Raw genomic sequence first — 12,504 nt, forward strand, 5'->3', positions numbered from 1 at the left:
TCAAACTTAAATGCAATTTTTTAAATAAAAAAGATATTGAAAACTCTTCAATATTTTTTTTATATTAAAAGTCTACTTATTTTGTAGACTAATTTAAATGATTTACTTTTGCAGATCGAAATTTGTAAAAAACATTAATTAATAAATCATTATATGAATAAAAGAAAAACTATTTTGTCGGCTTCGGTATTGTTTTTTCTAGCATCCAATGCCTATGCACAAACCGACAGCACTAGAGTGAGCAATGTAGAGGAAGTGGTTATTTTAGGATCCAGAAATGGAGCAAGATCCAAAATCGACAGTCCGGTTCCTGTAGATGTTTTCAACTTGAAGCAGGAATCCTTGGTATTGCCTCAAACGAATATTTCTGCAATTTTAAATTCAGTTGCGCCATCATTTACCTCAACGATTCAAACCAACGCCGATGGAACAGATCATTTGGATCCTGCTCAGTTGCGAGGTTTAGGACCTGATCAGGTTCTGGTTTTAGTAAACGGAAAAAGAAGACACACTTCTGCTTTGGTGAACGTCAATGGAAGTCCAGGTAGAGGAACAGTTGGTACAGATTTAAATGCGATTCCATCTTTTGCGATTCAAAAAATTGAAGTATTGAGAGATGGAGCTTCAGCGCAGTATGGCTCTGATGCAATTGCAGGAGTAATCAATTTAGCATTAAAGAACGATACCGGAAAGTTGGGTGGCCAGGTTTCTTACGGAGGAAATTTAACGCCAACAGCGAACGATCATACCGGAGATTTTGACGGACAAACCATCCAAGTTGACCTTAATTATGGTAATAAAATTGGGAAAAAAGGAGGTTTTTATAACCTAACCTGGGCATCCACTTTTAGAAATCCAACTTCAAGAGCCGGAACGGAAAGTGGCGCAATCTACAATGCTTACAACGCGATTGAGCAACGAGCATTAAATAATGGTGTAAATCTTTCTTCGCTCTATAGTAATATCAACAACACTGCAAACACGCAGCAAATCATTGATAATATTCACCAATATTCGCAACAGGTAAACTATTTTTCCCAGGAATTCCAGAATCAGATACAAAATGCCAATACAATTACTACTTTGCAAGGTCTATTAAAAGCGAATGTTACGGATCAGGAATTGTCTTACCGTGGTTTGAACCGAAAAGATTTCAATATGCAAGTTGGGCAATCCAAGCTCAATAACCATCAGTTTTTTGCTAATATCGAAATGCCAATAAGTGATACTTGGAAGGTGTACACTTTTGGAGGTTTCAGTTTAAGAAATGGAACTTCCGGTGGGTTTTACAGACGACCAAATCAAAGCAGAACCTTTACCGGGATTTATCCTAATGGTTACTTACCGGAGATCGGAACCAATATTTTGGACCTTTCGCTTGCGGCGGGAATTAAGGGAAAATGGAATGGTTGGAACATAGATTTAAGCAATACATTTGGCCAAAACTCATTTGATTATACCATTAAAAATACCGGAAATACTTCATTACGATTTGCCTCACCAAATGAATTTGATGCAGGTGGACTGAAGTTTTCTCAGAACACCGTTAATTTAGATTTTTCTAAGAATTATGATGTTCTAGAAGGTTTTAATGCTGCATTCGGAGCGGAACATCGTTTTGAAAACTTTCTTATTACTGCTGGTGAAGAAGCATCTTATACCGCTTATGACATCTACGGAAACCCGCAAACAGCATCCACGCCAAACAACATAAAACCAACCGACTTTTTTGGTAATTTGCTTCCAGGCAATTCGCAGGTATTTGGAGGTTTCCGTCCGGAAAATGCAGTGGATAAAAACCGTCAATCTGTTGCTGGTTATGTCGATTTGGAGATGAATTTCACCAATTGGCTTTTGGTAAATGCCGCTGCGAGATATGAAAATTATTCAGATTTTGGCTCTACTTTTAATTATAAAATAGCTTCACGAGTGAAGTTGGCCGATAATTTCAACTTTAGATTTGCAGGTTCTACCGGTTTCCGAGCGCCTTCCATTCATCAAATTTATTATAATGTAACATCAACTTTGTTTAGTGATGGGGTTTTGAAAGAAGTTGGCACTTTCAGCAACGATTCGCAAATCGCGCATTTATTGGGAATTCCGAAGTTGAAAGAAGAAAGTTCCAAATCTGCGAGTGTTGGGTTTACCTATAAAATACCGTCGGCAAATCTTACTTTTACGGCTGATGGATTTTTTACAAGGATCGACAACCGAATTATTCTTACAGGCCAGTTCCCAAGATCGGTTGCTCCTGAATTGTTTGATCAATCCGGTGTGAATTCCGCTCAATTCTTTACCAATGGTATCGATACTGAAACAAAAGGTTTGGATGTGGTAATTTCTCATCACTCACGATTTTCTGAGGCGAAACTCGACAATAATTTTGCCATAAACCTCAACAGAACCAAGAGAGTGGGGGATATTCATTCTTCCGGCGCTTTACAAGCAGCTAATTTAGAGAATGTGTACTTTTCAGAAGCATCCAGGATTTATCTAGAAGAAGCGGTGCCAAAAGTTAAGGCGAGTTTATCGCACAGTTTCACTTGGAAAGACGCTACTTTTTATCTTAGAAATACCTATTTCGGAAAAGTTACCAGTCCGGATATTATTGATGCAAATGGCGATGGAGTGGTATCTTTGAATGAACATCAAACGATTACCGATAAAATCGTTACCGATATTTCTGTCGCGTATCAACTGAATAAAAACCTTAGTATCACGCTAGGTACGAACAATTTATTTGATGTTTATCCGACGAAAAATCTTCCTGCTTCGTCAAATAATGATCAATTCGTTTATTCCAGGTCAACATCACAATTTGGTCAGAACGGAAGATATGTATTTTCAAGGCTGAACTTTAGCTTCTAGATAAAGTTTCAATTAAAAAACGGATTCAATTATATTGAGTCCGTTTTTTTATAATTAAAGATTTCTACTTCACCAATTCTTCAAATAAACGGTTAAAAGTTGCATCTAAATCCTTTGTTTTCCCAGGATGTGGCCGTGAGGTCTGAATCACCGAACTTCTCACGGCAGTCAGCCAGCGGAATCTTTCGGGAATATCCATAGTTCCTATTTCACCACCGGCTTTTTCGCCATTTGCAACATTTTTGAAGTTTTCCAGATTTTTTTTAATATCTTCAAAATCCAATTTGGAATGCATTAACTCAAATTTTTTCGGGCACAAATGAAATTCCATTCGGATGTATTTTTCCTTTTTAGAAAACAATACGAGACCGATATTGAAAAATTCTTCTCTCTCAACCATCGGAACAAGTCTTATTACCGCGTATTCGTAAATTTTATCCTCTTGCATTTTTGGCTTCGTTTAAAAATATTTCAGAATTTTCTAATCTGGTTTTCAGGAAATTAAAATAAATTTCTCGTATTTCTTCTGGCGATTCATCGGCGTCGTTCCATTTTAACCATTCTTCAGGGATTAAATTTACAATTGCCCGGAAAACATCATCATTCAAAACTGATTTTGCAAAGGCATCAGCTTTGTCCAGTTCCGAAGCCTGAGAAAGCAGAACGTGATCTTTTACATATTTGAAAGGTGTTTTCGCTGCGGACTCGAAGTTTTGCCAAGAATGGTGGAAATAAAATGATGCCCCGTTATCGATCACCCACAATTCTTTGTGCCAAAGCAAAAGATTGGTATTTTTGAACGTACGATCGATATTGGTGATGAATGCATCCAGCCATACAATTTTCGATGCCAGTAGCGGATCTATTTTTACGGATGCATCGTAAGCAATTGCTCCGGAAAGGAAATGTAAACCCAAATTTAATCCTTCGGAAAACTTTAGCAAATCCTGAATTTCTTCGTCGGCTTCCGTTCTTCCGAAGTCCACATCAAGGTTCGCAAAAACCAATTCTGGAATTTTCAAACCCAGAACTTCTGTAATTTTGCCACCTAAAAGTTCGGAGATCAGCATTTTAACTCCATGACCAGCACCACGGAATTTTAAAACATATTTAAAATCATCATCAGCTTCCGCCAAAGCAGGCAACGAACCACCTTCGCGGAGTGGAAGAATGTAGCGCATCACCGTAACAGTTCTAAGAGATAAATCCATAAAATCAAAAATACACAAAAAAAGGGAAGTATCGGTTTTGGGATAGCAAATTAGTCGTTGTGATAAGGTTTTCCTTGAAGAATTTGATCGGCACGATAGATTTGTTCAACAAAAAAGAGACGAATCATTTGATGGGTGAAAGTCATTTTCGATAAAGACATTTTCTCGTTTGCCCGTTGATAAATTTCCTCCGAAAAACCATAAGCGCCACCGATAAAGAAAGAAATCCTTTTTACAGAAGCATTCATCCAAGTGTCGATTTTTGAGGCAAATTCTCGGCTGGTAAACTGTTTTCCTTTCTCGTCCAGCAAAATGATGTAATCGGAATTTTCGGTTTGATTGAGGAACAGTTTTGCTTCTTCTTTTTTGAGAAGATCGGGCGAAAGATATTTTGCATTTTTCACATCCGGGACTTCAGTGATTTCGAAATTCCAGTGTTTCGGGAGCCGATTTTGATAATATTTTACAAGCCCGCTGATTTCTTTATCGTCAGTTTTTCCCATGCAAACCAAATTAATTCTCATTTCTTATCTTTGTTCTGCAAATATAGATTAATGGGCATTAAAACTCCTCAATTCATTCTCAAAATTCGTGAATTTCTTGATAGTATTCATATCCCTTTTTTAGGCATTTCGCTATGGAAAATGTTTGAGATTTATGGGCAGGGCGTTTTCAAAATGCAAATTGGTAGAATTGCTGCGAGTATTTCGTGGAGTTTTTTCCTTAGTTTGTTTCCCTTTATTCTCTTTTTGCTGTCTTTATTACCCTATCTTCCGCATTACGACAAGCTTCAGTTCTATATTTTTGAGGTTTTAATGCACAATATTTTTCCTGCACATATTCAGAAAGATGTTTCCGGTTATATTCAAACTTTTATTCTTCCTAATATGAAGAATATCAGTAATTTAACCATTATTTTTGCATTGATTTTTGCGGTGAACGGAACGCATTCTTTGATCAATGGGTTTAATCTTAATACCAATCTTAGAAGAGGTGTTGTAAAGGAATATTTGGTAGCATTTGTAATTACCATTGCGTTTATTTTTCTCATTATCGCTTCGTTATTGGGGATTTATTATAGCGAAGTCGTCCTGAAACTCTTCACCCCTGAAATTAATATTTCCTGGTTGGTAGATAATATGTCGAAAATCATCGGATTTATCTCTTTTCCTATTTTCTATTTTATCTTGCTGGCTCTTTTTTATTGGGTGGGTTGCCTTAAAATTACTACGTTTAAACAAGCAATGCCGGGAGCGGTATTTACCACAGTTTTATTTGTGATTCTTACCTATATTTTCGCGATTTATGTTAAAGATTTTGCCAGATATAATGTTCTTTACGGATCGATTGGATCTATTATTTTGGTGATGGTTTGGGTGAATATCAATATCATTTTGATTCTTTTGGGCAACGAATTAAACATTGCTATTAAGAAAGTTCGAGTCGAAAAAATGATCGCGGATGAAGTAAAATTGAATGCACAATATTTTGATCCGAATATTTTGCCAGATATGGAAGAAGCCGACGAATCGCACACGATTACTGCCAAAAAATAGATTTACCGTAATCCTTTTCTTCTTTTGAAAGAGAAATTAAGCACGGCAAATCCTACAAGACCGGAGAGTAAAGATGCCACTAAAACGGCAAATTTAGCTTCGTCCTGAATCTCCGGAAATCCTTTAAATGAAAGCAAAGCGATGAAAATCGACATGGTAAAACCAATTCCTGCCAAAAGCCCGACTCCGATCATTTGAGACCAAGAACTTTTGTCTGGTAATGTGCTTATTTTCAGCTTGATAAAAATATAGGAAAATAAGTTGATGCCGATCACTTTACCTAAAAATAGTCCCAAAATAATTCCGTAACCGAAATTGCTGAAAAGTCCGTCTACCATTCCGTTTTTGAATGCAATATTGGTATTGGCAAGTGCAAAAATCGGCATAATGATAAAGTTAACCGGTAAGTGGAGTTTTTGCTCCAATTTTTCGAGCGGTGAAATTTCAGTCGTCGAAACATTAGTAGGAATCGCAAAAGCCAGCAAAACGCCTGCGATCGTCGCATGAATGCCGGAATGATGCATAAAATACCACAGAAAAACTCCCGGAATAAGATAGAAAATATGTTTTACGACATTTAATCTGTTCAAAATGATTAAAATAACAACCATCAAAGCGCTCAAACCTAAATAATCCCAATGAATTTGGTCGGTATAAAAAATGGCAATCACTACAATTGCGCCCAGATCATCAACAATAGCAAGTGCAGCAAGAAAAATCTTCAGAGATACCGGTACTTTTTTTCCCAACATCGAAATGATTGCCAATGAAAAAGCGATATCCGTTGCCATCGGAATTGCCCATCCTTTCGCAAAATCGGTTCCTTGATTGAAAAGGAAAAATATTAAAGCGGGAACCAGCATTCCACCAAGTGCAGCAACAATCGGCAATGAAGCATTCGAAAAACTGGAAAGTTCGCCTTCTACGATTTCGCGCTTTATTTCTAAACCGACAACCAGAAAGAATATCGCCATCAAACCATCATTAATCCAAATACTTACCGGATAATTTAGGTGGAAAATTTCAGTGCCTATTTTCGTGTCGAGCAGATTTTGAAAGGCATTGCCAAGTGATGAATTTGCGACCATCAAGGAAACGGCAACGCAGAATATAAGTAAAATACCTGAAGATTGTGAATTATGTAGAAATTTTTTGAAATATTGAGTAATAAGCATTAATTAATTTTTTTTGTTAAAGTCGTTTTACACGCGAAACCCCGTTGATATTTTTCAGTTGTTTGAAAGTTTCCTCTAATTGACTTCTGTTTTTCACTTCTAGATTGATGTTTCCCAAGAAAATACCGTTGTTGGATTCAATCGACATACTTTTCATATCCATGTTCATTGAATTACTGATCACCGCGGTGATATCGTTAATCATTCCCATTCTGTCTAAGCCCTCGATTTCAATTTTAATTCTGTTTTTGAAGCTTTCTTCATTCACCCATTTTGCGGGAAGAACTCGATAATCGTATTGTGCACGCAAGTTAATTGCATTCGGGCAATTATCGTTATGGACTTTTATCCCATCAGAAATGGTGATGAAACCAAAGATTTTATCACCCGGAATTACGGTACAACATTTCGCGAAACCGTAGTTCATTTTTTCTTCATCTTTCCCAAAAACAATCAAATCTAAATTGGTTTCCGGAGCTTCTTCGAAGGCCTCATTTTTGTTGGGAGATTTTCGGAAACGTTGCAAAATATTGCTGAAAAGGCTTTTCCCTTCAGAGTATTTTTTAATGTCGCCGATATCCAAACTACCATTTTGGAAACCTAAAAATAATTCCTGCGAAGATTTTAGGTTGAAGAATTTCTGCATTTTATTGATTTCCTCATCATTAAAATTCAATTTTGCGTGGCGCATTTTTCTTTGCAAAATTTCTTTTCCTTCTTCTACCAAATGATTTTTTTCAGAATTTAAAATCGCTTTAATCTTCGATTTGGCCTTTGAAGTGACCACGAAATCAAGCCAATCTGCTTTGGGTTTTTGGTTTTGTGATGACAGGATATCAACTTGATCACCGTTTTGCAAAACATAAGAAATAGGAACCAGTTTTCCGTTTACTTTCGCGCCGAGACATTTGGTCCCCAAATCGGAATGCACTGAAAATGCAAAATCTAAAGCAGTAGAACCTGTAGGAAGAATCTTTATTTCCCCTTTTGGCGTGAAAACAAAAACCTCTTTGGAGTACAGATTCAGTTTGATATTATCTAAAAGTTCCGTAGTACTCAGCGATTGTTGGTTTTCTAGAACTTCGCGGATTTCGGTAACCCAAGTTTCGAAGTTTTTCTCGTCGCTGTTTTGTCGGAATCCTTCTTTGTACTTATAGTGAGCCGCCACACCTTTTTCGGCAATATCGTCCATTCTTTCGGACCGGATTTGTACTTCAATCCACTTTTTATCAGGTCCTAAAACGGTAAGGTGTAAACTTTCGTATCCGGTCGATCGAGGTTGGGTAATCCAGTCGCGCATTCGCTGAGGATTGCTGTGATAAAGGTCTGTTACGATGGAATAGATTTTCCAGGCAAGGAATTTTTCGTTTTTAGCATCCGAACGGTAAATAATTCGAATTGCATAGTTGTCATATACTTCATCAAAGGTTACGCCCTGTTTCAGCATTTTCCTGTAAATCGATGAAATGGCTTTTGCGCGGCCTTTTATCGAGAAGCTTAATCCCTCATTGATCAACTGTTCAGAAACTTCTTTCTTAAATTCTTCGATGTATTTTTCTCTGCTTTCTTTCGCGAGTTCCAATCTTTCGACGATATCAAAATAGACATCAGGATTGTTGAATTTTAAAGACAAATCCTCCAATTCCGATTTGATGCTATAAAGTCCCAAACGATGGGCAAGTGGCGCATAAATGTAAACGGTTTCCGAAGCGATTTTCTTTTGTTTTTCAGGCGTCATGCTTTCCAAGGTTCGCATATTGTGGAGCCGGTCTGCAATTTTAATTAAAATAACGCGGAAATCTTCGGAAAGGGTAAGCAAAAGTTTACGGTAATTTTCCGACTGAATGGAGATGTTCTGATGGTTCATCACCGAAATTTTGGTGAGACCGTTCACGATATCAGCGATTTTTTTGCCGAATATTTTTTTGAGGTCTTCGTAGGTGTATTCAGAATCTTCGATTACATCGTGGAGCAGAGCACAAGCGATAGAAGTTGCACCTAAACCGATTTCGTTGGCCACAATTTTCGCCACTTCAATTGGGTGATAAATATAGGGTTCGCCGGTTTTTCTACGCTGATCTTTGTGGGCATCCAAAGCAATATCGAACGCTTTTCGGATCAGTTTGTTTTGTTCCTCATCCAAAGTGCGGTACGTATTGGAAATCAAATCCTTGTAGCGAGCGAGGATTTCCTTGTTTTCTTGTTCTAAATCGTAAACCATCTTCAAAAAATCGTTATTTACACGAAAATACGAAATTTATATGAATTTATTGCCATGAAATTGATTAAATCAAGGAATGAAAGATCGTTTTGTTCATCTTTCATAAAAGTGAAAAGGCAGTTTCTATAAAATGTGGATTCTGTGGCACTTTCCGAAGATATTATTCGTTATATTTGAAAATAAAAAAGAAGAATGAACAAATCTTTTCCCATCCTGCTTCTGAGTTCAACCCTTTTTTTTGCTCAGAATATCGCTCAGAAATTGGAGGTTGCTACCAAATCTTTACTCAGTTCGGCTCCCGCTTATTCGGCGAATTTGTCGTTGTATGTTGCCGATGAATCCGGGAATTTTATTTATGAATACAACGGAAATCAGGGACTTTCTACGGCTTCTACCCAGAAGATTTTCACGGCTGCTGCGGTTTTAGAAACTTTAGGAAAGGATTATCAATATACCACAACCGCTTCTTACACAGGGAATTTATCGTCCGGAAATCTCATTGGAAATCTTTACATCAACTCCAACGGAGATCCTACTTTGGGAAGTTGGCGCTACGAAAATTATCGTCCTGAAAATTTTAAAGCAAAATTAATTGAAGCCATAAAGGCAAAAGGAATTACCAAAATTTCGGGTGATTTGATCATTGACGATACTTATTTTGATTTCCAGAAGGTTCCTGGTGGATGGCCTTGGAACGATATGGGAAACTATTACGGAGCCGGAGTTTGGGGCGTGAATTGGCGAGAAAATCAGTTTGATATCAATATGAACGGTAAACAAATGAAAAGTCTAAACATTGATTTGCCGAATGTAAAATGGATAAACGATGTGAAAACCGGCGGAAGTTCTGATCAAAGTTTGGTGTACACTGCGCCGTATTCCGAAGTCGCACTAATCACCGGAACGCTTCCTGCAAAAGCAATTACGGTTTCCGGAGCGAATCCCAATCCACCACTTTCTTTGGGGAGCGAAATTCAGAAATGGTTGAAGGAATCGGGAATTGAATGGAATGGAACTATCACTTCGGTTTCTGTTGAGAAAATCAAGGGGAAAACCATTCCGAATGCGCCTTCAAATAACGTGATTTTAGAATATAAATCGCCGACTTTAGACAAAATGGTTTATTGGTTTATGAGGAAAAGCATCAACTTTTATGGGGAGACTTTCATTAAAACTTTAGGAAAAGCAAAGAAAAATGAAGGAAGTTTCGATGCAGGAATTTCTTATCTGAAAGAATTTTGGAAAAGCAAAGGCATTAATCCTGCGATGATTAATTTCGCTGATGGAAGCGGGCTTTCTCCACAAAATTATGTTTCCGCCAGAGCCGAAGTGCAATCTTTGCTTTGGAGCCGCAAACAGCCGTGGTTTAATGAGTTTTTTGATGGTTTCCCTACACAAGGCAACGGCATGAAAATGAAAAGCGGAACGATGAAAAACACGAAATCCTTTGCAGGCTATCATACCTCCAAAGATGGGAAAAAGTATGTATTCGCCATTATCATCAACAATTATCAGGGTTCTAATATCAGTGATGCTTTATACAAAGTCCTAAATGTTCTGAAATAATCAGCAATTTCAATGAAACGAAGAAGTTTTTTTTCTAAAATCAACAACTGGGTTATTTATATTTTGCTCACCGCGGCAATTGGCGGGGTCGTGATTGCGTCTGTGATTTTGATTGATTTTTTAAGAAAAGAAGAAATCAAGCGGATCGGACTTTTTGCAACCGCAATGAAATACCAACAAGAAGCGCAGATCATCGAAGATCCGATGACGCTGGATTTGTTATTAAAAATCAATGAAACGAACAATACAATTCCGGTAATCGTGACCGACAAAAACAAAAAACCTATAGGTTTACAAAAAAATATTCCGGAAAATATTCTAGATGATGACGCTAAAATGCGTTCCTTACTCAGAAAAATGGAAAGCTCCTACGAACCTATCGAGTTGCAAATGCCCGATGGAAACAACCAATATGTGTATTACATGAACTCCGATGTGCTGAATAATCTTCGGTACACGCCGTATATTTTGGGTTTGTTGGTGATTGCCTATATTTCGTTTTCTTTTTGGTTTCTGAGGACGATTAAAAAAACCGATGAAGGCTATGTTTGGGCTGGTTTGGCTAAAGAAACCGCTCACCAAATCGGAACGCCACTTTCTTCAATGATCGGCTGGATCGAGATTCTCCGCATGGAGAACGAAAATAGCGAAGGGGTAAAAGAAATTGAAAACGACATCAACCGGTTGAAAACCATTTCCGAAAGATTTTCCAAAATCGGCTCGGTTCCGGAGTTGAACGATTTGAATATTAATGAAACCTTACAGCAGAATTTCGATTATCTGAAATCCAGAATATCTACCAAAGTTCGGTTCATGCTCATTCTTCCTAAACAAAACATCCTAATTCCTCACAACCGAATTTTGTTGAGTTGGGTGATTGAAAATATCGTGAAAAATGCTGTAGACGCCATGAAAGGGGAAGGTAAATTGGAAATAGAACTCTTCGAAAAGCATAAAAATATTGTAATCGATTTCAAAGATTCCGGTTCGGGAATGACGGCTTTTCAGGTAAGAAACGCTTTCAAAGCAGGATATTCTACCAAAAGCCGAGGGTGGGGTCTAGGTTTGTCTTTGGCAAAAAGGGTAATCAAAGAATACCACAACGGCGACAGCCGAATTGCGCAAACCGAAGTAGGCAAGGGAACCACTTTCCGGATTATGATGAAAAATCCGTAAGGTTTTTTTCGGAGTTTTGTTTATCAACGTTTGATTTGTTGGAGCAGGTTCTCATTTTATCGTCGCGCGCTCCGCGAAATTTATTTTTTAAACTTACTTTCGTACAGATCAATCCACTGTTGTACACTCATTTTGGTCATTAATTCTCCAATGAGTTCGTACGGAATTTCTTCCAATTTTTTAAATCGGATGCAGCTTTTGCCTATATCCAATTTTTGTTTGCTGTGTATGGGAAATTCCGCTACAAACCAATCCAAAAGTTCAGGGTTAGAATAAATCCCCATGTGATAGAAATTAATCGAGTTTTTTTGCGAAGCAATATAGGCAAAAGGCAATGGCTCGGCAGGTTTACAATGATAACCAGCAGGATAGATTCGATGCGGAACTACATAGCCCAACATTCCGTAACTCATAGCCGCTTCAAATCCTTCGGGTAGATTTTTCAGGATCGTTTTATGCAATGCATTGAAGGCGTCTGCTCTTTCGGGAGGCACGTTATTTAGTCGTTCCTTAACAAAACCCACTATTTAATTTATATTTAAAAACAGGATTAGAAAACAGCATAATTTGTATCTTATAAAATAAGAAAATAATTTTCTGTTTCAGTAGTTCCATCATTTTCTTCATGTTCCAAGCGGTTGCAGCTAGTAATGCATTGATTTGTGGTCCCGTTTCTCCCATGAAGTAATTTTTTGCCAGCCTAAAATCGGTTTTTAAATGTCCGATGATAG

The 12,504-nt window shown here is 37.6% G+C and carries 10 protein-coding genes and 1 pseudogene; 4 read left to right on the top strand and 7 right to left on the bottom strand.

Going from position 1 to position 12,504, the window contains the following annotated elements; genetic code table 11:
• Window positions 1-153 precede the first annotated feature (153 nt).
• Window positions 154-2,868: a TonB-dependent receptor plug domain-containing protein gene (locus tag AP75_RS10675; RefSeq protein ID WP_031502983.1), complete on the top strand. Its 2,715-nt coding sequence runs from the start codon at window positions 154-156 to the stop codon at window positions 2,866-2,868.
• A gap of 64 nt (window positions 2,869-2,932) precedes the next feature.
• Here the strand turns inward: AP75_RS10675 and AP75_RS10680 are convergent, their stop codons facing one another.
• From AP75_RS10680 to AP75_RS10690, 3 genes are read right to left on the bottom strand one after another with little or no spacing between them, the layout of a single operon-like run.
• On the bottom strand, window positions 2,933-3,316 hold the full coding sequence (locus AP75_RS10680) for a DUF3037 domain-containing protein (RefSeq protein ID WP_031502981.1): 384 nt from the start codon (window positions 3,314-3,316) through the stop codon (window positions 2,933-2,935).
• A complete protein-coding gene (locus AP75_RS10685) occupies window positions 3,303-4,079 on the bottom strand; it encodes a HipA family kinase (RefSeq protein WP_088264635.1) in 777 nt (258 codons plus the stop codon). Before AP75_RS10685 ends, AP75_RS10680 begins: the two co-directional genes overlap by 14 nt.
• A gap of 50 nt (window positions 4,080-4,129) precedes the next feature.
• Complete coding sequence (locus AP75_RS10690; RefSeq protein ID WP_031502979.1) at window positions 4,130-4,603, bottom strand: 23S rRNA (pseudouridine(1915)-N(3))-methyltransferase RlmH; 474 nt, start codon at window positions 4,601-4,603, stop codon at window positions 4,130-4,132.
• Window positions 4,604-4,633: 30 nt separating this feature from the next.
• Here AP75_RS10690 and AP75_RS10695 point away from each other — a divergent pair, with 30 nt between their 5' ends.
• Entirely contained in the window at window positions 4,634-5,635 is a 1,002-nt protein-coding gene (locus AP75_RS10695) for a YihY/virulence factor BrkB family protein (protein WP_088264637.1), read from the top strand.
• A gap of 2 nt (window positions 5,636-5,637) precedes the next feature.
• Here the strand turns inward: AP75_RS10695 and nhaA are convergent, their stop codons facing one another.
• Entirely contained in the window at window positions 5,638-6,810 is a 1,173-nt protein-coding gene (nhaA, locus tag AP75_RS10700; protein WP_088264639.1) for a Na+/H+ antiporter NhaA, read from the bottom strand.
• A gap of 16 nt (window positions 6,811-6,826) precedes the next feature.
• Window positions 6,827-9,031: a RelA/SpoT family protein gene (locus tag AP75_RS10705; protein ID WP_088264641.1), complete on the bottom strand. Its 2,205-nt coding sequence runs from the start codon at window positions 9,029-9,031 to the stop codon at window positions 6,827-6,829.
• Window positions 9,032-9,223: 192 nt separating this feature from the next.
• On the opposite strand from AP75_RS10705, the gene dacB reads away from it, so the two are divergent.
• Window positions 9,224-10,597: a D-alanyl-D-alanine carboxypeptidase/D-alanyl-D-alanine endopeptidase gene (gene dacB / locus AP75_RS10710; protein WP_088264643.1), complete on the top strand. Its 1,374-nt coding sequence runs from the start codon at window positions 9,224-9,226 to the stop codon at window positions 10,595-10,597.
• Window positions 10,598-10,609: 12 nt separating this feature from the next.
• Window positions 10,610-11,773, top strand: coding sequence for a sensor histidine kinase (locus tag AP75_RS10715; protein ID WP_088264645.1), 1,164 nt, complete (start codon window positions 10,610-10,612; stop codon window positions 11,771-11,773).
• Between the two features lie 80 nt (window positions 11,774-11,853).
• Here AP75_RS10715 and AP75_RS10720 read toward each other — a convergent pair whose 3' ends face one another.
• Together AP75_RS10720 and AP75_RS14305 are read right to left on the bottom strand one after the other, a co-directional pair.
• Window positions 11,854-12,297: a DUF1801 domain-containing protein gene (locus AP75_RS10720; RefSeq protein WP_221404537.1), complete on the bottom strand. Its 444-nt coding sequence runs from the start codon at window positions 12,295-12,297 to the stop codon at window positions 11,854-11,856.
• A pseudogene (locus AP75_RS14305) lies at window positions 12,284-12,504 on the bottom strand (hypothetical protein); the annotation flags it as partial. The pseudogene AP75_RS14305 and the gene AP75_RS10720, both read right to left, overlap by 14 nt.

Source organism: Kaistella haifensis DSM 19056 (assembly GCF_000735695.2).
Taxonomy (GTDB): Bacteria; Bacteroidota; Bacteroidia; order Flavobacteriales; family Weeksellaceae; genus Kaistella; species Kaistella haifensis.